Annotated in this window: 24 protein-coding genes; 23 read left to right on the forward strand and 1 reads right to left on the reverse strand. The window is 54.7% G+C overall.

What is annotated here, in order from left to right; all coding sequences use genetic code 11:
• Positions 1 to 68: 68 nt before the first annotated feature.
• The gene (gene fabI, locus WC184_00560; protein MFA7476369.1) at positions 69 to 836 is read right to left on the reverse strand and encodes an enoyl-ACP reductase FabI; all 768 of its coding nucleotides are present in this window, start codon (positions 834 to 836) and stop codon (positions 69 to 71) included.
• Between the two features lie 170 nt (positions 837 to 1,006).
• Between fabI and npdG the strand changes: the two genes are divergently transcribed.
• From npdG to hisS, 23 genes are all read left to right on the forward strand, one after another.
• Positions 1,007 to 1,663 carry an NADPH-dependent F420 reductase gene (gene npdG, locus WC184_00565; protein ID MFA7476370.1) on the forward strand — a complete coding sequence of 219 codons (657 nt, stop codon included), beginning with the start codon at positions 1,007 to 1,009 and terminating at the stop codon, positions 1,661 to 1,663.
• An 8-nt stretch (positions 1,664 to 1,671) separates the two neighbouring features.
• Positions 1,672 to 2,823, forward strand: a complete 1,152-nt coding sequence (cysS, locus tag WC184_00570) for a cysteine--tRNA ligase (GenBank protein MFA7476371.1) — start codon at positions 1,672 to 1,674, stop codon at positions 2,821 to 2,823.
• 52 nt (positions 2,824 to 2,875) lie between these two features.
• Positions 2,876 to 4,843, forward strand: coding sequence for a threonine--tRNA ligase (gene thrS, locus WC184_00575; protein ID MFA7476372.1), 1,968 nt, complete (start codon positions 2,876 to 2,878; stop codon positions 4,841 to 4,843).
• 18 nt (positions 4,844 to 4,861) lie between these two features.
• Positions 4,862 to 5,374 carry an HIT domain-containing protein gene (locus tag WC184_00580; GenBank protein MFA7476373.1) on the forward strand — a complete coding sequence of 171 codons (513 nt, stop codon included), beginning with the start codon at positions 4,862 to 4,864 and terminating at the stop codon, positions 5,372 to 5,374.
• Positions 5,375 to 5,416: 42 nt separating this feature from the next.
• Positions 5,417 to 5,947, forward strand: a complete 531-nt coding sequence (locus WC184_00585) for a hypothetical protein (protein MFA7476374.1) — start codon at positions 5,417 to 5,419, stop codon at positions 5,945 to 5,947.
• Positions 5,948 to 5,996: 49 nt separating this feature from the next.
• Entirely contained in the window at positions 5,997 to 6,686 is a 690-nt protein-coding gene (locus tag WC184_00590; protein ID MFA7476375.1) for a CDP-alcohol phosphatidyltransferase family protein, read from the forward strand.
• Between the two features lie 29 nt (positions 6,687 to 6,715).
• Entirely contained in the window at positions 6,716 to 7,603 is an 888-nt protein-coding gene (locus WC184_00595) for a phosphatidylinositol mannoside acyltransferase (protein ID MFA7476376.1), read from the forward strand.
• A 2-nt stretch (positions 7,604 to 7,605) separates the two neighbouring features.
• Positions 7,606 to 8,682 (forward strand): glycosyltransferase family 4 protein, encoded by a 1,077-nt coding sequence (locus tag WC184_00600; GenBank protein MFA7476377.1) that lies wholly within the window; start codon positions 7,606 to 7,608, stop codon positions 8,680 to 8,682.
• Positions 8,683 to 8,788: 106 nt separating this feature from the next.
• A complete protein-coding gene (locus WC184_00605) occupies positions 8,789 to 9,334 on the forward strand; it encodes a LemA family protein (GenBank protein ID MFA7476378.1) in 546 nt (181 codons plus the stop codon).
• 18 nt (positions 9,335 to 9,352) lie between these two features.
• A complete protein-coding gene (locus WC184_00610) occupies positions 9,353 to 10,120 on the forward strand; it encodes a hypothetical protein (GenBank protein MFA7476379.1) in 768 nt (255 codons plus the stop codon).
• A 4-nt stretch (positions 10,121 to 10,124) separates the two neighbouring features.
• Positions 10,125 to 11,210, forward strand: a complete 1,086-nt coding sequence (locus tag WC184_00615) for a DUF3048 domain-containing protein (protein ID MFA7476380.1) — start codon at positions 10,125 to 10,127, stop codon at positions 11,208 to 11,210.
• A gap of 39 nt (positions 11,211 to 11,249) precedes the next feature.
• Positions 11,250 to 12,152 (forward strand): pyridoxal 5'-phosphate synthase lyase subunit PdxS, encoded by a 903-nt coding sequence (gene pdxS, locus WC184_00620; GenBank protein MFA7476381.1) that lies wholly within the window; start codon positions 11,250 to 11,252, stop codon positions 12,150 to 12,152.
• A gap of 51 nt (positions 12,153 to 12,203) precedes the next feature.
• Positions 12,204 to 12,953: a YebC/PmpR family DNA-binding transcriptional regulator gene (locus WC184_00625; GenBank protein ID MFA7476382.1), complete on the forward strand. Its 750-nt coding sequence runs from the start codon at positions 12,204 to 12,206 to the stop codon at positions 12,951 to 12,953.
• A gap of 60 nt (positions 12,954 to 13,013) precedes the next feature.
• Positions 13,014 to 13,511 (forward strand): crossover junction endodeoxyribonuclease RuvC, encoded by a 498-nt coding sequence (gene ruvC, locus WC184_00630; protein MFA7476383.1) that lies wholly within the window; start codon positions 13,014 to 13,016, stop codon positions 13,509 to 13,511.
• On the forward strand, positions 13,508 to 14,107 hold the full coding sequence (ruvA, locus tag WC184_00635) for a Holliday junction branch migration protein RuvA (protein ID MFA7476384.1): 600 nt from the start codon (positions 13,508 to 13,510) through the stop codon (positions 14,105 to 14,107). Before ruvC ends, ruvA begins: the two co-directional genes overlap by 4 nt.
• A gap of 11 nt (positions 14,108 to 14,118) precedes the next feature.
• Positions 14,119 to 15,216, forward strand: a complete 1,098-nt coding sequence (gene ruvB / locus WC184_00640) for a Holliday junction branch migration DNA helicase RuvB (protein ID MFA7476385.1) — start codon at positions 14,119 to 14,121, stop codon at positions 15,214 to 15,216.
• A gap of 13 nt (positions 15,217 to 15,229) precedes the next feature.
• Positions 15,230 to 16,252 carry a tRNA preQ1(34) S-adenosylmethionine ribosyltransferase-isomerase QueA gene (gene queA / locus WC184_00645; protein MFA7476386.1) on the forward strand — a complete coding sequence of 341 codons (1,023 nt, stop codon included), beginning with the start codon at positions 15,230 to 15,232 and terminating at the stop codon, positions 16,250 to 16,252.
• The gene (gene tgt, locus WC184_00650) at positions 16,249 to 17,370 is read left to right on the forward strand and encodes a tRNA guanosine(34) transglycosylase Tgt (protein MFA7476387.1); all 1,122 of its coding nucleotides are present in this window, start codon (positions 16,249 to 16,251) and stop codon (positions 17,368 to 17,370) included. The genes queA and tgt overlap by 4 nt, the downstream gene beginning before the upstream one ends.
• Positions 17,371 to 17,468: 98 nt before the next feature.
• Positions 17,469 to 17,801 (forward strand): preprotein translocase subunit YajC, encoded by a 333-nt coding sequence (yajC, locus tag WC184_00655; GenBank protein MFA7476388.1) that lies wholly within the window; start codon positions 17,469 to 17,471, stop codon positions 17,799 to 17,801.
• The gene (secD, locus tag WC184_00660; GenBank protein MFA7476389.1) at positions 17,802 to 19,181 is read left to right on the forward strand and encodes a protein translocase subunit SecD; all 1,380 of its coding nucleotides are present in this window, start codon (positions 17,802 to 17,804) and stop codon (positions 19,179 to 19,181) included.
• Positions 19,181 to 20,341: a protein translocase subunit SecF gene (secF, locus tag WC184_00665; GenBank protein MFA7476390.1), complete on the forward strand. Its 1,161-nt coding sequence runs from the start codon at positions 19,181 to 19,183 to the stop codon at positions 20,339 to 20,341. Before secD ends, secF begins: the two co-directional genes overlap by 1 nt.
• A 153-nt stretch (positions 20,342 to 20,494) precedes the next feature.
• Entirely contained in the window at positions 20,495 to 22,723 is a 2,229-nt protein-coding gene (locus WC184_00670) for a bifunctional (p)ppGpp synthetase/guanosine-3',5'-bis(diphosphate) 3'-pyrophosphohydrolase (protein MFA7476391.1), read from the forward strand.
• 57 nt (positions 22,724 to 22,780) lie between these two features.
• Entirely contained in the window at positions 22,781 to 24,040 is a 1,260-nt protein-coding gene (gene hisS / locus WC184_00675) for a histidine--tRNA ligase (protein MFA7476392.1), read from the forward strand.
• Positions 24,041 to 24,063 lie beyond the last annotated feature (23 nt).

The raw sequence follows: 24,063 nt of genomic DNA on the forward strand, positions 1-24,063 counted from the left end.
TGAGAATGGGCAACTCTAGGTATACAGCAAGACTAAGTGGAATATGGCGAAGGGGGACGGTGGGGGTTTCAAACACCCATTGCATGGTAACCACCATCGACGTGGATCATTTCGCCGGTAGTCGCAGGGAACCAGTCGGAAAACAGTGCGACAGCCGCCTTGGCCACCGCTTCGGAATTATTGGTATCCCAACCAAGCGGTGCCCGTTCGGACCAACGTTCAAACATTTCGAATCCTGGAATGGATCTTGCCGCCATCGTGCTTAGCGGTCCTGCGGCAATCATGTTCACCCGGATACCGTCTTTGCCCAGGTCGCGAGCCAAGTATCGAGAAGTTGACTCAAGGGCTGCTTTCGCCACGCCCATCCAGTCATAGACCGGCCAAGCTACTCGGGCATCAAAGGTTAGACCGATGATCGAACCTCCGCGTTCTTTCATCAGAGGGTAAGCAGCGGCCGCTAGGGCCTTATAAGAAAATGCTGAGATCTGCATGGCGACGGCCACGTCTTCCCAGTCGGTGTTCATGAAATTGCCACCCAAGGCTGATTCAGGAGCGAAACCAATGGAGTGCAGCACCCCATCAATTGAATCCCAGCGCTTCTGTAGCTCTTGGGTCAGCTTTTCAAGATGTTCGGGGTTCGAAACATCTAATTCCAGCACTTCTGGTGGCGTCGGTAGTTTTCGGGCGGTGCGCTGCGTAATCGACATGCCGCGGCCAAAACCGGTGAGAATAACCTCGGCACCTTCTCGTTGCGCGAGCTCGGCCACTCCGTAGGCCAAAGAAGTATCGGTAAGCACGCCGGTTATTAAGATTCGAGAGCCTTCAAGAATTCCCATGACGGAATGAGAATAGGCGAACTACCAGCGGCATGTGATGTTAAACACATCAATTTGCCGACGACATGCTGCTAGAAGTGCTGAAACCTTTGATCTGTCGTGATGCTTATAAAGTATCGAAAGTGGTCTCGGTTGGTATTAATACCAGACCGCACCACTAAGGTATCCCCGTGCGAATAGGAGTCTTTGGAGCAACCGGACCAGCAGGAAGCGGCCTTGCCGCTCGCCTGGCTGCGTCGGGTCATGAAGTCATTATTGGGTCACGTTCAGCTGAACGGGCACAAGAGGTACGCGACGAGATTGTGGGTCAATGGCCGGAACATAACCTGGTTATCACCTCGGGCAGTAATGAGGATGCAGCCTCGGCCGAAGTGGTTGTCATTGCCACGCCTTGGGAAGGCGCCTCAGTAACTGCCGGGGCCTTAGCCCCACAATTAGCGGGCAAAATTGTTATATGTATGGCCAACGCTTTGCTGCGAGTGGGGAAAGAATTCCAGCCCTTGGTACCCCCACGGGGTTCAGTAGCAGGCAATGTAGCCGCTGCTATTCCCGAAAGCTTTGTCGCGGCCGCGATGCATCACATCCCTGCCAAAGAGCTTGGCGACCTTAACAATCCAGTCGATGCCGATGTGCTTGTGGCCTCAGACCACGCCGACGCCTCCCGGGTTACTTCCGAGCTAATCGAGTCTATGCCGACCATGCGCGCCCTCGATGCGGGGAGCTTGGCCTTAGCAGCACCAATTGAAGCTTTCACTGCTGTGTTGCTACAACTGAATGTGAGGTATAAGACCCGCGCTGGCGTTAAGTTCACAGGGATCGAAAAGTAAGGCACGGCATGGCATATGTTGGGGGACCGATGCGTCTATACGACACGGCGAAGAGGGAAATCGTTCCTTTCGAGCCGGGCCCGGTGGTCACCATGTACACCTGCGGCATCACCCCCTACGATTCCACTCACATTGGCCACGCCGCGGTTTTTCTCACCTATGACGTGTTGCAGCGACGCTTGCGCGACCTTGGTCACGAAACTCGGTGTGTGCGAAACATTACCGACGTTGACGACTCAATTTTAGCCAAAGCACGTGAGTTGGGTGTTCACTACCTCGACCTAGCGGCGGCCGAACTAACCCGTTTTCACAATGACATGGAAGCCCTTGACATGCTTCCGGCGTGGAGTGAGCCTCGTGCCACTTCGGCCATTGCCGATATTCGCGGTTTTATCAATACGGTGATGGAAAGCGGCCATGCTTATGAAGCTGGCGGCAACGTTTACTTCGACGTTTCAACGGTGCCATCGTTTGGTCAAATCAGTCATTTACCACGTGAGGTGATGCTGGAATATGCCGCCGAACGCGGTGGCAACATTGATGACCCCAATAAACGCGATCCACTAGATTTTGTGCTTTGGCAGCGCTCGGCAGAAGGTGAACCGGCTTGGGAATCGCTCTGGGGACCGGGACGGCCAGGTTGGCATATCGAGTGTTCAGCGCTCGCAATGCGTGAGTTTGGAGCGACGGTCGATCTTCATGGTGGCGGTTCTGACTTAATTTTTCCGCATCACGAATGTGAAGCCGCTCAGTCCGAAGCTGCCACTGGTGAGGTGTTCGTCCGTCACTGGATGCACCAATCAATGGTGCGTATGGACGGCGAAAAAATGTCGAAGTCCCTGGGCAACTTGGTCTTCGTTAGTGATTTACGCAAAGAGTACGATCCACGCGCTATTCGGCTAGGGGTGTTGGCAAACCATTACCGTGAAGAGTGGGAATGGGACGATAACCTCATGCCCACAGCCCAGGCGCGCCTCGATCGATGGCTTGATGCAGGCTCTGGAGGTGGGGCACTGGCAGAAGTCCGCCGTGCGCTCGATCACGATCTAGACACACCGGTGGCTATAAGAGCCATCGACCAAGCGGTGAGCGAAGGTCAAGGGGTGTCCGAGGCAGCCCTGCTCTTGGGCGTGAACCTTTTGGCCTCGGTCCAGGGCTGATTGATCTGAGCCCTACTAATTGAACTGAGCCCTACTAAACTAAAGGCTTATAATGTCAGACCTTATTTCCATCACCTTGCCCGATGGCTCAATCCGCGAACTTCCCAGCGGGTCAACAGGGCTACAATTGGCCGAGTCGATCGGTCGGCGGTTGGCTAAAGATGCTGTCATTGCGGTGATTGATGGCACCGAGCGAGATCTAGCGTTCCAGCTGCATGACGGTGCTCAGGTATCAATAGTTACGCCCGAATCAGATCGTGGGCTGTACACCATTCGTCATTCGACGGCGCACGTGCTTGCTCAAGCTGTGCTCGATCTTTTCCCGGGGGCGACTTTCGCTATTGGTCCACCCATCGAAGATGGTTTTTACTACGATTTCCAGCTTCCTAATAACGCTACTTTTACTCCTGATGATCTTGAACGCCTAGATGCTCGAATGCGAGAGATCATCAAAGAAAAACAGCCTTTCATCTGTGCAGAAATTGCGTCTGATGAGGCTCAGGTGGTGTTTAAGGATCATCCTTACAAGCTCCAGATTATTGAAGGCCAAGCCGACGATCCCATGTCGGCCACCGAAACGGGCCTGGTCCGCACATACGAAAATCCACCTAATTTCATCGATCTATGCCGTGGGCCCCACGTCCCCCACACCGGTCATCTCGGGCACTTCAAATTAATGCGAGTGGCGGGTGCCTACTGGCGTGGCGACGAAACCCAACCGATGTTGCAGCGAATCTATGGGACGGCCTGGGATACCAAAGCCGCTTTGCAAGCTCACTTGCATCGCTTGGAAGAAGCTGAAAAACGAGACCATCGTAAATTAGGTGTCGAGCTTGACCTGTTCAGTTTTCCCGATGAAATCGGTTCTGGCCTGCCGGTGTTCCACCCGAAGGGTGGAGTTATTCGTCGGATAATGGAAGATTATTCTCGCCAACGCCATGAGGAAGAGGGGTACGAGTTCGTTTATACCCCGCACATCACTAAGGGCGGTTTGTTCGAGACTTCCGGACACCTCGACTTTTATGCCGAGGGCATGTTTCCACCGATGCATTTAGATGACGTCGGCGGTGAGGGCGGCACCGACTATTACCTCAAACCCATGAACTGCCCTTTCCACGTGCTGATTTACCGCAATCGCACGCGGTCTTATCGTGAATTCCCACTCCGATTCTTCGAGTTCGGGTCGGTGTATCGATACGAAAAATCTGGGGTGGTGCACGGTCTAACCCGTGTTCGTGGCATGACCCAAGATGACGCCCATATCTTTTGTACTCGCGAGCAGATGCGCGACGAGCTTTCGTCGCTCTTGACATTCGTCCTCGATTTACTGCGCGATTATGGGCTGACCGATTTTTACCTGGAACTTTCAACCCGAGATTCTGAAAAGTCGGTGGGTAGCGACGAAGACTGGGATGAAGCCATTGATGTCTTACATGAGGTCGGTTCAAACCGTGGTTTAGAGTTGGTGCCCGACCCTGGAGGCGCTGCTTTTTACGGACCCAAGATTTCGGTCCAAGCTCGTGATGCCATTGGTCGCTCATGGCAGATGTCAACTATTCAGCTAGATTTCCAGACCCCAAAACGCTTTGGAATTACCTATACCGGACCTGACGGCCAACGGCACACCCCAATCATGATCCACCGAGCACTTTTCGGATCGATTGAACGGTTCTTTGGTGTGTTAACCGAACATTATGCCGGCGCGTTCCCAGCTTGGCTGGCACCGGTGCAGGTGCGAGTGCTCGGCGTTCGAGCTGATCACGATGAGCATGCAGCGGCTTTGGTGGCTCGGTTGAAAAAGGCCGGTTTTCGCGCTGATATGTCCGAAGCTAACGAGCCTCTGGGTGCGCGTATCCGTCGCGCAAAGACAGAAAAACTGCCGTATGTGCTGGTAGTTGGTGATGATGACGTTGCCAATGGAACGGCAGGGGTGAACCCTCGAGGTGGCGACGTGGAACGTGATGTCACTATCGAAGCTTTCGTTGAACGTCTCCGCCAAGAAGTGGATTCCCATGGCTGAAACTAATTGGGGCTCGCCTTGTCTTTAGAGCGAATTTGGGCTGGCTGGCGCTTTGGGTACATCACGGCCTCAGAAGAACCCAATCCGGCGCTTGAGACCACCGAGGGTACCCTTTTTGAACGAATTCTAAATAGCGGTATGTCGGATGAGGAGTGTTTCATCGTGCACCGTGGCCAGTATGCCTCGGTGCTCTTAAACGCTTATCCTTACACCAGTGGTCACGTGATGGTGTTACCCAATCGTGCGGTGGCCGAACTTGAAGAGTTGAGCTCAGACGAGCACGAAGAGCTTTGGCGCTTCGTGACTCAAGCCACCGTCACGATCAAAGCCACTTACCAACCTCACGGTGTGAATGTTGGCATCAATATGGGTCATGGTGCAGGTGCTGGTGTGCCTGATCACCTCCATGTCCACGTGCTGCCACGGTGGCATGGTGACACTAATTTCATGACCAGCATTGCCGATGCCCGCGTCTTGCCCGAGCCGTTAGGCGAAACTTGGCACAGACTTCGTACAGCGTGGCCTAATTGAGTCTCCTCGGCGGCCCGACAAACTACCTAGGTGGAGAAACCCATGAGCGATGAAGCATATGAAAACGGGGAATCAAGCGACGCAGACAGCCACGTCGGTGACGAACTGCCCGACGATCTGATTCCTTCCGCTTATGTCGGGCCATATGTCTTTCCGAACAACAATCGCCGCCGGATTCCCGGGGTGGTTTACGTAGTTGCCGGTCTTGTTTGTTTGGCGCTGTGGCTCTTTGTCGCCGATGACGCGGTGCTCATAAATGGCGGGTTCATCTTTGGTGGGGTCTTGTTGGTCCTGATCGGTCTTTACCACCTGGTAGCCGGTTGGAACCTGGATGTTGATGAGGGCGACGCCTTGGTTGCGGCCATTATGGCGGTTGGCTTTCCAGTCGGCCACGCCTCGGCACAGTTGGGCTGGCGAGGCCCTCTAAGTCGGCCCACGTGGCGAATTTTGGTTTACTCCAATGAACCCCAACCGGAACATCGTGGCTTGGTTTTTGTAGACGGCGTGAACGGTGCGGTCATCGAACATTTCACTGAAGCCAATCCTGAGGATTGGTCGGTGTACCAACAATGAGCTCCAGCGCTGGTATTATTTCTCGTGTCTCAACCAGAGGAGCTGGTTAATGTTTGATGGACACTGGCGTACCAACCTAGACAAGGGCCTAAAACCTATCGGTCAAGGACTACGCCGCACCGGTTTGCAGGCCGATCATCTCACCGGGCTTGGTATTGGTATGGCTGTGGCCTCAGCGGTAGCAATCGGTATGGGCGCACTGCGAGGCGGGCTGGTATTGCTGCTGCTGACAGGCATGTGCGACTTTCTCGATGGTGCACTGGCCAAAGCCTCCGGCATCACCAACTCTAAACGGGGTGCCTTCTTCGATTCGGTCACCGATCGGCTAACCGATGCATTACTTTTTGGCGGTGTTGCGTGGTACATCGCGTCAACCCGACCGGGCCTCATGGTGATGTTGCCTATGGCGCTCTTGGGTGCTGCCTCATTGGTTTCGTATCAACGCGCGAAGGCCGATTCTCTCGGTTTCGATGCTCGTGGTGGTCTCATGGAACGAGCCGAACGTTTTATTATGCTTGGCTTCGGTTTGTTGTTCAACGAGATTTTGATTGGTGTGTTGTGGGTCATGCTGGCCCTAACTATCTTCACCGCCGGTCAGCGGTTCGTGAAGGTCTGGCGACAAGCAGAACGCCCCCAACCATTACCGCTTGAGCGCCGCCCGGGTACCCGAGCTCGCCGCCGCTCCACGCGACCGGCACGTCAAGCGTGGAAAGAGCGCAACGTAAGGCATAGCCGTTGAGCCTTAACTCGACTAGCTGAGGCGTCTCGTTGGTTAACCCCACCGTAGCCCTTTATCAATCGGGCGCATTTCTGGCACGGCAGCTACCAGCTCCGTTGCTTACTGTTTTGGCGAACAACGGCGGCCGGCTGATTGGGCGTTTTGGCGGTGCGCGGCGGCAGCTAGTGATGAAAAACCTACGCCGAGTGGATCCGGGTTTAAGTGGTCGCCGCCTCGAGCGCGCCACCCAGGAAACATTTGCTTCTTACGCTCGCTACTGGGCCGAATCGTTCCGATTGCCCACCGTGTCACCAAGCCAGATTGACGCCGAGTTTTCGTGGGAAGGTTACGGTCACGTGACCGAAGCTCGAGCTACGGGTAAGGGCGTTATTATTGCGCTGCCGCACTTGGGCGGTTGGGAATGGGCCGCTTTTTGGTTGGCGCGGCTCGAGAATATCCCGGTTACGGCCATCGTGGAAGAGCTTGACCCACCCGAGCTGTTTCAATGGTTTATTAAGTTTCGGGAATCTTTGGGCATGAACGTAGTCCCGCTTGGCCCTAACGCCGGACGGGAAAGTTTGAAGGCGCTTCGATCTAGGCACGTTCTTTGCTTGTTGTCTGATCGCGATATCGACGGTGGTGGGGTAGAAGTCGAGTTCTTTGGAGAACGCACCACCGCCCCAGCTGGTCCCGCCATGTTAGCTTTTCGAACTGGAGCTCCGATTTTGCCTACGGCCATTTACTTCGAAGGTCGCGGTCATCGAGCAGTGGTCAAACCACCACTTAGGGTCGAGCGCCAGGGATCGTTGCGACAAGACGTTTCCCGGGTTACCCAAGACCTCACCTATGCCTTGGAAGATTTGATACGCCAAGCCCCCGAGCAGTGGCATCTTATGTCGCCAAATTGGCCTAGTGACAAAGAGATCGTAGGTTCATAGCCGTGCGAATTGGGCTGATCAGTCCCTATAGCCTCAGTGTGCCTGGTGGTGTTCAAGCCCAGGTTCTTGGTTTGGCGGGGGCCTTACGAAACCTGGGACATCAAGTCCGTGTGTTGGCACCGTGCGATGGTCCACCACCAAATGCCGGGGTGACACCGCTGGGTGCCAGTATTCCTACGGCGGTAAATGGGTCGGTGGCGCCCATCGCCCCCGACGTCTCGGCGCAACTACGCTTACTTCGAATTTTGCGTGATGAACAATTCGATGTGTTGAATCTGCACGAGCCAATGGTCCCTGGTCCAAACATGACGGCATGTTTGATCAAATCGGCGCCACTCGTGGGCACATTTCACGCCGCCGGTCACATCGGGCCCTATATCTGGGCTCGCCCCGCAATAGCTTGGTTAGCTAATCGCCTCGACAAACGGGTGGCAGTCTCGCAAGACGCGATTGCCTTAGCCGAAGGTTCCCTGGGCGGTAGCTACGAGCTGTTGCATAACGGTATAGACGTGGCCGAATTTCGTGACGCCAAACCCTGGCCGACCGAGGGACCTACAATCTTCTTTATCGGACGTCATGAACCCCGAAAAGGTTTGGCCGTCCTACTAGAGGCCATGTCAGATTTGCCTGCTCACGTGCGGTTATGGGTGGCAGGAACCGGGCCAGACACCAACGAATTAAAGCGTGAACATGCCGGTGATCCACGGATCGAATGGCTGGGCCGGATTAGTGACGCGGAAAAAGCACAAAGGATTCGAGCGGCTTCGGTGTTTTGCGCGCCATCGCTCGGGGGCGAGTCATTCGGTATTGTGCTCCTTGAAGGCATGGCAGCTGGAACACCCACGGTGGCTTCAAACTTGCCGGGTTACCGCAACGTGGCTCGACCAGACAAAGATGCGTTATTGGTGCCCCCCGGCGATGCCCAGGCTTTAGCAGAGGCGATCTTGCGAGTACTCAAAGACTCATCGCTCGCCGAAGAACTTACTAGGGCTGGCTTGGCACGGGCTCAGACTTTTTCCATGGAGTCTTTAGCAAGGCAATATCTTCGAATATTTAACGAGCTAGTCGACTCAAAGTGACCACGATCAGTGCGAAGACCCATGCACAAGCCTATGATCTAGAAGTCGCTGCTTATACTTTTTCTATCAGAGCGAGAACGGTCTCGCGAGGAGTACTCCACCCATGATTTTGTGGATTTTATTAGCCATAGTGGTCGTAATTGCGATCTACGCCATTGTTACCTACAACGGTTTGGTCAGTTTCCGAAACCGTATCGAGAATGCTTGGGCGCAAATTGATGTGCAGCTAAAGCGTCGGTACGACCTCATACCGAACCTGGTTGAGACGGTTAAGGGTTACGCATCGCACGAACAAGAAACCCTAGAACGGGTAATTCAGGCCCGTAACATGGCAGTTTCAGCCTCGGGCATTGGGGAACAAGCCCAAGCTGAAAATATGTTGAGCGGCGCGTTGAAATCTCTGTTCGCCCTCTCAGAGTCTTACCCCGACTTGAAGGCCAACCAAAGCTTTCTCCAGCTACAAGAAGAACTCACCGGCACTGAAGGCCGAATCGCCTATGCGCGCCAGTTCTACAACGACACGGTTTACAAGTACAACACCAAGATCCAGTCGTTCCCAGCGGTGATTTTGGCAAATATGATGAACTTCACCGCTCGCGAATACTTCGAAGCTGACGACGAGTCGCGTGGACCGGTCCAAGTTCAGTTCTAGTTTGAGTTCAGGCAAGGTTTGTTAGAACACCAAAGCAATTTTCATCAAAGAGCGCGGCGCGTTACCGGGCTTCAGCTCGTCGTCTTTGCGTTGATCGGAGCCATTGTCGGCGCTGTCATAGCGCTGATAATTCCTCCGGGTTGGCCCTATATTCTCCTTGGCGCGGCTATTGGCGTCGCGGTGGCAACTTGGCTAATTCGGGGTAGTGCGAAGGCTGTTCTTGGCCCCCTAAAAACCTTCCCGCTACTTGAAGATGAAGCACCACGACTGTGGAATCTCATTGACGGCTTGTGCCTATCGAATGGAATTCCCGAGCCTGACATTCAGGTCATTGAAACTGATTCTGTAAACTCGCTGGTCGTTGGGCGCGACCCGAATAGCTCCACCCTGGTGGTTACTAGAGGCATGTTGCAGCGCCTCAGCCGGGTTGAGCTTGAAGCGGTGTTGGCGCGTCAGCTGGTTCAAATTAAAACCGGTGAAACAGCTCTAGGTACCGTTTCGATACCGTTGTTGCAACTGGCTGCCGCCCTACGAATTCACGGGTGGTTGGCGCCCAGGCTACTTCAAGATCAATTTGATATTATGGCCGACCTTGAAGGTGTGAGCCTTACCCGTTACCCACCGGCCTTGGCGCAAGCGTTAACGAAAGTGGCAACCTCGGCCGAGGTTTCTAACGTGGCGTTGGCCTCAGGCCATCTATGGCTCGGCTGTCCATTTGGTGCTGGTAGCCCATACGTGGCATTTTCTCCCATAGAACACCGAATCGACGTTTTGCAGGAGCTTTAAGTCGTTGAAAAATCAGTCCCAACGTATTAGCCGAGTTTGGCTCGGCGCTCTAGCGGTTTTGTCGTTCGGCGTCGCTGCTTGCGGTGGAAACGGAGAGAGCGCGGAGCCCACCACTACGGTGGCACCCACCAGCACCACGAGCACCACTGAAGCCACCACCACCACGACCGAAGAGATGTTCCGGTTTCCGCTGAGCGGTGAGTTGACGAGCGATCAAAGTGCTACCGAACGAGTGGCCATGATTGTAAAGGTTGATAACAACAATGCTAATGCTCGCCCCCAACGTGGATTGGTAGATGCTGACATTGTGGTTGAAGAATCGGTGGAGGGTGGCGAAAGCCGCTTTTTAGCGGTCTTTCATTCCAAGCACCCCGACCCGGTCGGTCCGGTGCGTTCCGCACGAACTTCTGACATCGATTTGATGGCCTTGTTTGGCCGTGCCTCATTTAGTTCTTCTGGTGGCAACTCAGGCACCATGCGCATGATTCGAGACCAAGATCTGGCAATCTTCGCCGGCCATGATTCGCAGTTTGGTGGGCTCTTCTTTAGGAACGGTGATGGCGAGTTTGCCCGAAGAGCGCCCCACAATCTGTTTATTAACTTAACCGAGCTCTATAACGCGATTAGCCCACTTGGTTCTCCGCCACCCATGTTCGCTGAGTTCCGTGACGACGATGAACCGAGACTGGCTTCGGCCACCACGACCGCCGGGGTTCAGCTTCGTTTTGGGCACAACTCATCAACGTGGCGATGGGACGGTAGCAGCCAAACATTTTTGCGTGAGCAACAAGGCACCCCTCACATCGATGCCGAAGGCCGCCAAATTGGGGCTACCAACGTACTGCTGTTGGTCACTCCCTATGGCACTAGCCCGTTCGATCCCACTTCACCAGAAGCGATTTCCGTGGGCTCGGGTGAAGCTTGGCTCTTGAGCGATGGCCATGTCACCTACGGTAAATGGTCACGCGCCGACCGTTCCGAGCCATACTTGCTTACCGATGAAACCGGCAAAACTTTGAAGCTGTTGCCGGGTCAGACCTGGGTCGAGTTGCTTCGTAAAGAACTACCGCCCGAGTTCCTCGCTTCTTGACCTCTCTATTCCTTCGCACTTTTCTCTAGGATGGTTGCTATGTCGAATGAAAATGTGGCTACTGGTACCAACGATGCTGTAGCCAACAACAAGCGTGATCTCACGGCTTCGCTCTGCGGCGGCGTGATTATGGACGTTGTTGACGCCGAACAGGCGCGCATCGCTCAAGATGCCGGTGCGGTGGCAGTTATGGCGCTAGAGCGGGTCCCCTCTGATATTCGTCGTGATGGCGGCGTGGCCCGTATGAGCGACCCTGAGATGATTGAAGGGATCCAGGCCGCGGTCTCGATTCCGGTGATGGCCAAGGTTCGGATTGGCCATTTTGTTGAAGCGCAGATTTTGCAGGCCCTCAACGTTGATTACATCGACGAATCTGAAGTGCTAACCCCGGCCGATGAAACCCACCACATCGACAAGGTGGGCTTCGCGGTGCCCTTTGTTTGTGGTGCCACCAACCTTGGTGAGGCCCTAAGGCGCATCTCTGAGGGCGCGGTTCTTATTCGCTCGAAAGGCGAGGCTGGTACGGGTAACATCGTGGAAGCTGTTCGCCACTTACGGCAGATTCTGGGCGATATCCGTGCTATCACACAGGCTGATGGGGCCGAACAATTTGAATGGGCGAAACGCCTACAAGCCCCGCTCTCACTAGTGCAGCAGATTCATGAAACCGGGCGGTTGCCGGTACCGCTATTTTGCGCTGGTGGTGTCGCCACGCCAGCGGACGCGGCGTTGGTAATGCAGCTCGGGGCGGAGTCAGTTTTTGTGGGTTCGGGAATCTTCAAGAGCGCCAACCCATCCGCGATGGCCAAAGCTGTGGTAGAAGCCACCGCTAACTTCCAAGATCCTGACGTTTTGGTGAAGGTGAGCCGAGGTCTTGGTCAGGCCATGCCCGGAATCGAGATGGGCAGCCTCGAAACCCGTCTGGCGGATCGCGGTTGGTAGCTGCTACCACAAACTAGTCGCGTCGGTCAGCAAATGAGGTTGAGGTAAAAAATGGCTGGGCACTCTAAATGGTCCACAATCAAACACAAAAAAGGTGCCGCCGATAAGGCCCGCGGCAAGCTGTTTGGCAAGCTCATCCGCCAGGTAGAAGTAGCCGCTCGTGAAGGCGGCGGCGATCCTGACATGAACCCATCGCTACGGACGATGGTTCAAAAGGCTCGAGATAACTCGGTGCCGGTCGACACCATTGACCGGGCTATTAAGCGTGGTACGGGCGAACTCGAAGGCGTTAATTACGAGTCGATCACCTATGAAGGTTACGCCCCAAACGGTGTGGCTTTGCTAGTCGAGGTGTTGACCGATAACCGGAACCGCACTGGTGCCGAGATTAAAACGATCTTCAATCGCAGTGGCGGATCATTAGCCGAACCTGGTGCTGTGGCCTGGCAGTTCGAGCGGCGCGGGCTTATCACCGTTCCTAGCACCGTCGAAGAAGACGATGTGATGTTAGTCGCTCTTGATGCTGGCGCTGATGACATTGTCGCCGATGGTGACGTTTGGGATATCAGCTGTGCCCCAGGGGCGTTGAGCGATATTCGTAGTGCTTTGGATGAGGCTGGAATCACGGTGGAATCGGCCGATACTGCCATGGTTTCTTCAACCTTGGTGGCGTTAGATTCGGAAACCGCGGCCGCGGCCGTGCTTAAGGTTGTCGAAGCGCTTGACGACCATGACGATGTACAAGCTGTGCACGGGAACTTTGATATTCCGACCGAAATTCTGGAAAGCATCGAGCTTTAGAAATGTGCTGTCGGGTGTCAATGCTCGACCCCATTAGCGGTATCCAGTAATATCGTACGCATGTTCGTTTTAGGTATCGACCCTGGCTTGTCACGTTGTGGTTACGCCGTGTTAGATGCCACCACCCAGAAGCCAAATGCGGTTGCTATCGGCGTGCTTCGCACCTCACCAGACGAGCCGTTGCCAAATCGTTTGGCCGAATTGCAGGCCGAATTTCGTTCGCTATTCGATGAGTTTGACCCGGTGGCCCTAGCAATCGAGCGGGTATTTTTTCAGCACAACGTTAGAACCGCCATGTCGGTAGGCCAGGCTTCGGGCTTAGTTATGGCCGAGGCCGCAGGTCGAGGTGTGGCAGTCGCCGACTATTCACCCAACGAAGTTAAGCTGGCCGTAACTGGCGACGGAGCTGCCGACAAAACAGCGGTGGCTCAAATGGTGAAAATGCTTTTGAATCTGCCGATTGTGCCCGCTCCCGCGGATGCCGCCGATGCGGCGGCGGTGGCCCTCTGTCATGTTGCTCACGGCGCTATGGCCCGAGCGTTAAGTCGGCACAAATGATTGGTTCACTGCGCGGTACCGTGCTCGCACAACAAGGTTCATCAGTACTCTTGGAAGTGGGCGGCATAGGGTATTGGGTAACTGTTTTGCCAGGTGTGGCTAGTGCCCTAAGCGGGGCTGAAGACCAAGCGTTCGTCCATATCTATCACCACATTCGTGAAGATGCACAGGTGCTTTACGGCTTTGCAACCAATCACGAACGGCGACTGTTTGAGGTGTTGCTTTCCGCCCATGGTGTGGGACCAAGCCTTGCCATGGCTATCTTGTCGACCCATGCCCCGGCCCGACTGTTACAAGCCATTGCCTCGGATGATCTGGCGGCGTTGTGCTTAGTGCCCGGAGTGGGCAAGAAAACTGCACAACGGCTCTTGATTGAACTCAAACCGAAACTAGATTTACCGGAATTCGAGTTTTCCGCCGCCGACGATGAGGCTCAGACGGCGAAACCATCGGTTACCACCGATGCTCACGACGCGTTGGTCGAACTTGGCTACCAGAGCGACGAAATAAGGGCTGTGCTGAAACAGCTACCCAACCACGACGATGCTTCAGCACTGTTGCGAGCGGCTCTACGTGAGCTAGGTGCTCAGAGGTAAGAACAACCGGCATGCGCGAAGAAATACTCAACCCACAACTAGGCCCCGATGATCTAGAGGCCGAAGGCCAGGTTCAATCGCGGCGCGAGCCAGCAGGTTCGTCTGAGATTAGTGGTGAAGGCGCTGAAGCTAGTTTACGACCTCGAACTTTGGCCGAGTTTGTAGGCCAACAAGAGCTAAAAGACCATCTGACCATTATTTTAGAAGCCGCCCGGCGACGCGCTCAGCCGGTAGATCACCTCTTGTTTGCCGGGCCTCCTGGGTTAGGCAAAACAACTCTTTCGGCCATCGTGGCCGCTGAAATGTCGGTGGGGCTGCATGTGACCTCAGGCCCGGCCCTTGAACGTGGTGGCGATTTGGCGGCCATTCTCACTCAGCTTGAAACCGGCGACGTTCTCTTCATTGACGAGATTCATCGCTTGTCACGGGCTGTGGAGGAAGTTCTGTATCCCGCCATGGAAGATTTTCAAATCGACATCGTGATTGGCAAAGGCCCTGCAGCACGCTCGCTTCGCCTCGATGTCGCTCCATTCACATTGGTAGGTGCCACCACTCGCACCGGTCTAATCACCGGACCATTACGTGATCGATTCGGTTTGGTGGCCCGGCTCGACTACTACGGGGCCAGCGACTTAACCGCCATTGTCCTGCGAGCGGCTGAAATTTTAGGAGTGGCGCTTGAACCCGGAGGTGCCAAGGAAATCGCTCGCCGGGCTCGCGGCACACCTCGAATCGCTAATCGGTTGTTGCGGAGAGTGCGCGATTTCGCCGAGGTGCGCGCCCATGGCGTGGTCGATGAAGCCACTGCCAACGATGGACTGGCAGTTTTTGGTGTTGACGAGCTTGGCCTCGACAAGGTCGACCGCGCCATCTTAGAAGCCATCTGTTTGCGCTTTGGTGGGGGACCGGTCGGGCTTTCAACCTTGGCCATTAGTGTTGGTGAACCCACCGAGACCGTAGAAGACGTATATGAACCATTCCTTATTCAGCTGGGCCTAATTATGCGAACACCTCGTGGTCGTGTAGCTACGCCAGCCGCGTGGCAACATCTAGGGGTCGAGCCACCCAAGGATGTTTCCCCTGAGTCACCCCCCAGCCTTTTCGGATAGTGTCTAACCGCCGATGGACCTAGCCGATTTTGAATACTTCTTACCTGACGAGCTGATCGCCCAGACCCCGGTTGAACCCCGAGACAGTGCCCGTCTTTTAGTCGACCGCGGGCCGTCGTCACCACCCTCGCATCAACACGTCTATAACCTGCCTGAACTGGTCGGCGAAGGCGATGTAGTGGTGGCTAATAACACTAGGGTCTTGCACGCTCGCCTAAAGCTCAACAAGGCAACCGGTGGTGAAGTTGAGGTGCTTTTGTTGCACCCCATCGGCGATGAATGGGAAGCACTGGTGCGTCCATCCCGAAAGGTCCGTCCCGGTACGGTGCTAGAGCGAGCGGGCCTGTCAGTCGAAGTAGGTGCAGACTTAGGTGAAGGTCGTCGCCGAGTTCGCCTTCGGTATGAACAGCAGGGAACGAACGGAAATTTGGCTAGCGATGTTGAAGCCTTGGCTGAATTCGGCGAGGTTCCGCTGCCGCCGTATATCCATGAGCGGCTGGAAAACCCGGAACGCTACCAAACTGTGTACGCCGACCGACCGGCGTCGGTCGCGGCACCAACAGCTGGTTTGCACCTAACCAAACAAGTCATAGAAGGTATCAAGGCCACCGGAGCACGTTTTTGTGAAATTGAATTGGTGGTTGGCTTAGGCACCTTTCGTCCAATTGTGACTAATCGGGTTGAAGACCACCAGATGCACTCAGAATTCTATCGAGTGAGCTACGACACGATGGAAGCGGTTCAGGCGGCACGACGGGTAATCGCGATTGGTACTACCGCCACCCGAGCCTTAGAAACTGCTGCTGGTACCGGCCAACTGGAAGGTAACAGTGAACTGTTTATTTATGGTGATTACCAGTGGCGCTTGGTTGATGTGATGTTGACCAATTTCCATGTGCCACGTTCATCCCTCCTGGTTATGATCGATTCTTTTGTGGGTAACCGTTGGCGTGAGCTTTACGCCGAAGCGGTGGCCAATCGTTATCGATTTTTGTCTTTCGGCGATGCCATGTGGTTGCAGCGAGGCCAGCAATGAAGCTTGAAATTGAACTGTTGGCGCAAGATGGGCGTGCTCGAACCGGAGTGGTGCGTACGGCGCGAGGCAGCTTTCAAACCCCAATCTTTATGCCAGTGGGCACCAGAGGAGCGGTGCGCACCCTAACCACCGAAGACCTTGAACGCCTTAGTCCTGAGATTGTGTTGGGAAACACTTATCACCTGATGTTAAGGCCCGGTTCCGAGCTGGTGAACCAGCTCGGAGGCTTGCACGGTTTTATGGGTTGGAACCAGCATCTTTTGACCGATTCGGGTGGTTTCCAAATTTTTAGCTTGGCGCCAAAAGTTGATGATGAGGGGGCCAAGTTCCGCTCGGTGTACGACGGCAGCTACCACCATCTAAGCCCTGAAAAGGCGGCCACCGTGCAGGCCGAACTGGGGGCCGATATTCAGATGATATTAGACGTCTGCCCGCCACTGCCCTCGGAACCACATGTGATCCGACAGGCTGTCGAACGCTCAATATTGTGGGCGCGTCGAGGGCGAACCACGTTTTTGCACGAGCAGGCCACTTGGCAAGAACAAGGCCGTGATCAAGCTCAGTTTGGCATTGTTCAAGGCGGTATCGACCCAGGGCTTCGAGTCGAGAGCGCCAAACGAACTATTGAAATAGGTTTCGATGGCTATGCCGTCGGAGGTTTATCTGTCGGTGAAACTCGCCATCAGATGGTGGAAGCCTTAGGTGCCACTATGGATGAACTACCAGTTTCTCAACCGCGATATTTCATGGGTCTAGGCGATCCGGTTGGATTGGTCGAGGCGGTCAATCTGGGTGTCGACATGTTTGACTGTGTACTGCCTACGCGTCTTGCTCGTCATGGCACTTTGTTGACAACTGCTGGTCGTCTGAATATACGCAACGCCCAATACCGCCATGACGATGGCCCCCTCGACCCCAACTTTAATGGTGATCAAACCGGGCGGTATTCACGGGCCTATCTTCGACATTTGTTGACTAATGACGAGCCAACAGCAGCCACCATCCTCACCCGGCACAACGTGGCGTGGTTAATGAACCTAGTAAAACAAATGCGTGAGGCGATTCGCGCTGGGCGTTTCGCAGCGCTTCGCCAAGAGATTTTAGAAGTATGGGCTTAAGCTGCCTTGGGAAGATTCACTCGGGCGTTACGCAGTTGCACCACTGCACGGCTAGCGTCAGTCACTGGCATTTAAGCGCTTAAAGGAAGCGACTCAAGATGGACGGCATACTTTTACTGGTAATCCTTGGCGTAATGTGGGCCGTATTATTGGTGCCGCAACAGCGTCGAGCCCGCAAAGCTCGCGAGCTTGTAGCTAGTCTCACCGTAGGCGATGAGGTTATGACAACAGCTGGAATCTACGGGAAAATTACCGGTGAAGATGACGGCGACTTGTTTCTTGAAATCTCGCCTGGAATAGAAATCCGAATTGCCCGTGGCGCAATTGCCAATCGGGTTGAGTTCGAAGATGACTTTGAAACCGACTTCGAAAACGACGATGCGAGCAGCCCAGATTTTGATGACTCCGAATCTGCCGATGGGGTCGATTAGATGAAAAACAAGATGTTCGCCAAGTTCCTAGTCACTCTGGTCGTCACAGTTGTGGCGCTTGGTTACACCTTTGCCACTGGGAATGCGCCGCTGCTGGGGCTTGATCTACAGGGTGGCGTTTCGGTCGTGTTACAGCCCACCGAGCATGCCAGTGCCGAGCAGCTCAATCAGGCAGTAGAAATTATGCGCCGACGGGTAGATGCTATTGGCGTGGCGGAACCTGAGGTAGCTGCACAGGGTGACAGTATTATCGTGTCTTTGCCAGGTGTTGATGACCCGCAGCGGGCGCTGGAACTAGTTGGTCGGACTGCCGAACTACGTTTCCGTCCCGTTCTCGACATTGTCGAGCCCGGAACGCCGATCACTCCACCTGAGGAAGCGTCACCCGACGACACCGTTGTGTTCCCTTCAGAAGACAACCCCGATGTGCTGTACGAGCTTGGTCCAACAGCTGTTAGAGGTGATGCCGTCGCCGATGCCAACGCGTCGTTGGTGGGTGTGAACCAATGGATCATTGCTCTAGAGCTAAAGGGCGGAGATTCCGGTATCAACGCCTGGAACGCCATCGCCAGCGAATGCTACAACGCTGCAGTAGGTTGCCCGACCAGAAGCATTGGTATCGAAATTGATGGGGTTGTGCTATCGGCACCCCAGGTGCAAGTGCCGGAATTCAAAGCCGATGAAATCTCGATCAGCGGAAATTTCACCGATCGCGAAGCCAAAGACCTGGCTACGGTTCTGCGTTACGGTGCTTTGCCCATTCAGCTTGAACCGCAGCAAACCCAAACCGTTTCTGCCACCCTTGGTAAAGACGCCCTAAACGCTGGCATCGTGGCTGGTTTGGTCGGTCTGGCGTTGGTCACCCTCTACATGGTGGCCTACTACCGGGTCCTTGGTGCCATCGCCATGTTCTCGCTCGTTATATCCTTCAGCCTCCTCTGGGCGATTATCTCGTGGTTTGGCGCTAATCAAGGCTTAGCCCTGACCTTGGCGGGTATTACTGGTCTCATTGTTTCAATTGGAGTCTCGGTCGACTCCAATGTGGTGTATTTCGAGAACCTCAAAGAAGATGTGCGAGACGGCCGGTCCATTCGTTCTATGGTGGAAAAGTCTTTCAACTCGGCCTTCTCAACCATCGTGAAAGCCGATGTCACTACGCTCATCGGTGCCGCCCTGTTGTACTGGTTGAGCGTGGGCCCGGTGCGTGGTTTCGCCTTCTACCTAGGCTTGGCCACCCTCTTAGATCTGGTGGTGTCCTATTTTATGATGGGGCCACTCGTGATGATGCTTGGAAGCTCACCCAAGTACTCGCAAAAAGGCTGGATGTTCGGGATGCCTAAAAGTTTTGCTTCATCACAGCTTTCTGCGGAGGTGAAATAATGAATCTGGCCCAGCGTCTGTATCGCGGTAATCCAGGTATCAATTTCCAGAAAATATGGCAGCGCGCTCTTGCCATTTCCGCCGTGGCCGTGGTTTTGTGTGTCGGGTCCTTAGTTGGGCGTGGGCTCAATCTAGGCATCGATTTTGAGGGCGGAGGTGTTTGGGAACTCGAATCGGCGCAGCTCTCGGTGGACGATGTGCGCGATGCGCTGCGGCCAATTGGCCATGACAATGCTCGCATCCAGGTTTTAACTAGCGGGTCGGGAGTGCGCACTCTACGCATCCAAAGCGGTATCTCGGCTTTTGACGATTCTGAAGCCATCGTGGACGCCTTGGCGGAAGCCGCCGGTATCGAGATTTCCGAGGTTTCCATCAACACCGTCGGGCCATCCTGGGGAGATCAAATCACTGCCCAAGCTGAACGGGCGTTGATCTTCTTCTTTATCGCCATCGCCGCTTACATCACCATTCGATTGGAATGGCGGATGGCTATAGGTGCGCTGGTGGCAGTGTTGCACGACATTGTGATCACCGTTGGTGCCTATTCAATTTTGCAATTCCAAGTCACACCAGCAACCGTGATCGCGTTTTTAACGATTTTGGGCTATTCCCTCTACGACACGATCGTGGTGTTCGACAAGCTCCAAGAGCTCACTCCCCGAGCTTCGGTATCAACCGGCATGACCTATCGGGACGTGGCCAACTACGCCACCAACGAAGTGCTAATGCGGTCTATCAACACTTCACTCACCTCATTGCTACCGGTGCTATCAATGCTGGTGGTCGGTTCGTGGATCATGGGTGCCACCACCCTCGAAGAGTTCGCAATTGCTCTGGCTATCGGCATGGTGGTCGGCGCATACTCGTCGCTGATTGTGGCGGTCCCAGTGGTTATCTTCCTCAAGGAACGTGAACCCCATTTTGCCGAGCTGAAACAGAAACTCGCCGGTACAAAACCCGCCAAAGATCAAGCGGCGGCATCCCAGGTGGCTTCTCGTGGCGGCGCAGTTTCTACCGGCTCGGACGGTTCTCAATCTAACGAAGGTTCAACATCTTCTGGCACCGCTGTTTCGACTGCTACCAAACCACCCTCAGCAGTGAAGATCACCCCCTCCGGTGGGCATCCTCCACGGCCGCGCAAAAAAGGTAAGCGCCGTTAATACCTGCGCCTAGTCATTTGACCCCGCCATGTTTTGGCGAATGTGTTGGCTCGACGTGTTGGAGCTGGCTAATTCGATCTGGTCTACAAGCTGTATCCTGAGATGAGTACTACTGCGTCGAGGTAGTCGCACTCAAAGTGGGAGCCGCTTGTCGTGCCAACCGTCAACCGAGTTTTGCCATGGAGAAGAGAACTGGCAGCAGCCTCAGTTGAGGTTCGACCGTTGGTGCATGGCTTTCGGGGTCGAGATGCGCGGAACCAAATAGCTGTAGTCACCAAGGCCTTCGAGCTTGGTCGCGATGCCCACGAAGGGCAGATGCGCATGTCGGGCGAACCGTACATTACCCATCCCTTAGCCGTGGCCCGCATTGTGGCTGAGCTGGGTTTGGATGAGGTTACCATCGCGGCCGCGCTGCTGCACGACGCTGTTGAAGACACCGGCATGGAGCTTCGCGACGTAGAGCGTGAGCTGGGTGCCGATGTGGCCGCCATTGTTGACGGGGTAACCAAGCTTGACCGGTTGAAATTCGACTCCAAAGAGGCTCAACAGGCAGCCACCATGCGCAAAATGTTGGTGGCGATGGCCAAAGACCTGCGGGTCATCATCATCAAGCTTTCGGATCGCCTGCATAATATGCGCACCATTGCGGCCATGCCATCTTGGAAGCAGGCTCGCATAGCGCAAGAAACCCTTGATATCTATGCGCCCTTAGCGCATCGCTTGGGTATGCAAGAAGTGAAACAGCAGTTGGAAGATCTTTCCTTTGCTGCACTACACCCCAAGCGGTATGCCGAAATTGATCAGATGGTCTCGACTAGGGCACCCGAGCGTGAAATATATCTCACTCAGGTTCTAGAACGGGTACAGACTCGTTTGGCCGAGCTGAAAATCAGTGCTGAAGTTAACGGGCGTCCGAAACACTACTGGAGTGTTTATGAAAAAATGGTGGTGCGCTCCCGCGAGTTTGACGACATTTTCGACTTGGTGGGGATTCGGGTAATCGTCGACACCGTTAAAGACTGTTACGCGGCTTTGGGTTCGATTCACGCCACTTGGAAGCCGGTGCAGGGGCGCTTTAAAGATTACATCGCCATGCCTAAGTTCAACCTGTATCAGTCGCTGCATACCACGGTGATTGGGCCACAAGGTAAACCACTAGAGGTGCAGATCCGTACTCGAGAGATGCACGAACGGGCCGAAAATGGTATCGCCGCGCACTGGGCTTACAAAGACTCCACCTCCCGTGACGATGTTCTTTGGCTCAATCGAATCGTTGATTGGCAACAAGAAACCTCCGATCCTTCGGCCTTTATGGCCAATTTGAAAATCGATTTGGAACAGGACGAGGTTTTCGTTTTCACACCCCAAGGCAAAGTCATCACGCTACCGGTGGGTGCAACCCCTATTGACTTCGCATATGCCGTGCACACTGAGGTTGGTCACGCCTGTATTGGGGCCCGAGTCAACGGGCGACTTGTCGCCCTAGAATCGAAGCTTTTGTCGGGTGACACTGTAGAAATTTTCACCTCAAAAGTGAACGGTGCCGGACCCTCGCGCGACTGGCTTAAAATAGCGGTCACACCTAAGGCCACCAATAAGATTCGTCAATGGTTCTCGCGTGAACGGCGAGATGATGCCATTGAAAATGGTGCTGATGAGCTCGAACGCGAAATGCGCCGTTTGGGTCTACCGGTTCAGAAGCTCTCCAAGTCTCGTATCTATAAAGAAGTTGCCGAAGCCCTTAATTACACCGATGTTGATGCACTCTTAGCGGCGGTTGGTGAAAACCACGTTTCGGCACGTTCGGTAGCTACGCGAATTCAAAAAGAACTCCAAGGTGGCGGTAGCGAGGTTGAAGAGCGACTGCCACAAAGCACCCGCGCGTTACAACAGCGGCCATCGTCCACGTCTTCTTCCTCGTCTTCTGGCGTGCATGTTGAGGGCTTAGATGATGTGATGGTGCGTTTGGCGAGATGCTGCACTCCGGTACCAGGCGATGAAATCATGGGTTTTGTAACCCGTGGTAGGGGAGTGTCGGTTCACCGTTCTGATTGTGCCAATGCGGTTTCGTTAACGATGGATCAAAGCGATCGTCTGATTGACGTTGATTGGGATAGTTCCCCCTCAGGAACCTTTGTGGCGTCGATGGAAGTGAAGGCCCTCGATAGATCGCGGTTACTCCGTGATGTCTCGGCGGTGCTGGGCGATCATCACGTGAACATTATTGCTTGTGTAACCACCACCGGTTCTGACCGGGTTTCCAAAATGCGGTTTGATTTTGAGTTAGGTGACCCCTCACATCTCGATTCCCTAATTAGCATCGTGAAGGGAATTGACTCGGTATATGACGCTTATCGGGTGGTGGCAGGCGCCGTCATCTAGGCGGTTTGTGGCCTGGTAAATGGCTAAACCGTTAGCTCGGCCCGGTAATCTCGGGCCATGGCTTCAAGTTCCTTTAGCGCTCCTGTGGGCACGCGTGATGTAATGCCGCCCGAGTCGGCTCAGTGGGTAGAGCTGGTGGCCCGTTTCGCCCAACATGTTGCCAATGCGGGTTTCGGTTTGGTGCAAAGCCCCATGTTTGAAGACCTCGGAGTGTTTTTACGGGTTGGTGAAGGTACCGACATTGTCACCAAAGAAATGTACGATTTTATCGATAAAGGTGGCCGCCATTTAGCGTTGCGTCCGGAAGGGACAGCTTCCATTGTGCGTGCCTACCTCCAACATCGACCTCAGCGAAATCCCTGGAAGGCTTGGTATGTAGCACCTAACTTTCGCTACGAACGGCCCCAAGCCGGTCGTTACCGCCAGCACCATCAGCTAGGCGTCGAGGTGCTCGGCTCACCCGATGCTGATCTGGACGTGGAAGTAATCACCTTGCAGGCCGACTTTTATGCTCAGCTGGGCTTGCGGCAACTTCGCCTGTTGTTGAACTCAATGGGCACACCGGAAGACCGTTCAAATTACACCACACTGTTGGGAACCTGGCTGCAAGATCACAGCGATCAACTGCACCCCCAAGATCTTGAAACTGCCCGTACTAATCCAATGCGAGTGCTTGATTCCAAGCGGGCTGAAACAGTAGCCGCTCTGTCAGAAGCTCCCTCGGTGCTCGAGTCGCTATCTGAGTATGCACTTGAGCATTTTGAGCGGGTACAACAAGGATTGCGCGCCGCGGAAGTAGATTTTGATGTTGAACCCCGCCTGGTTCGCGGGCTCGACTACTACACCCACAGCACCTTTGAATTCCAGGCTTTGGCGCTGGAGGGTGCGCAGAATGCAATTGGCGGCGGTGGCCGTTACGACGGTTTAGCATCAGCCTTAGGCGGCCCGGAAACCCCAGGCGTGGGTTTCGGCAGCGGTATCGAGCGGATTTTGCTGGCCTTGCAAGCTGAAGAAGCTCTACGGCCAGCCGAGCAAGTACCGCTAGCCTTTGTGGTCGACACGACCGGCGGCACCCACGCCCGCGACCTGGTTACCCAAGCACGCCGTGCGGGCTTGTTCCTGGATCGAGCCTATGATCGTCGATCGATGAAATCGCAGATGAAAGCCGCCGATCGTTCCGGCGCCGCGTTGGCGTTGATTATCGGTGAGGAAGAAGCTGCAGCCGATAACGTTACTGTCCGCGATCTGCGAGGCCCGGCCAGCCAAATGAGCCTTGAACGTAGCGACTTAATTGAATACCTGAGGAAGCAACCGTGACCACAACCAACTCTGACGCTTTG

This window comes from Acidimicrobiia bacterium, assembly GCA_041676705.1.
Classification (GTDB): Bacteria; Actinomycetota; Acidimicrobiia; order Acidimicrobiales; family SKKL01; genus Actinomarinicola.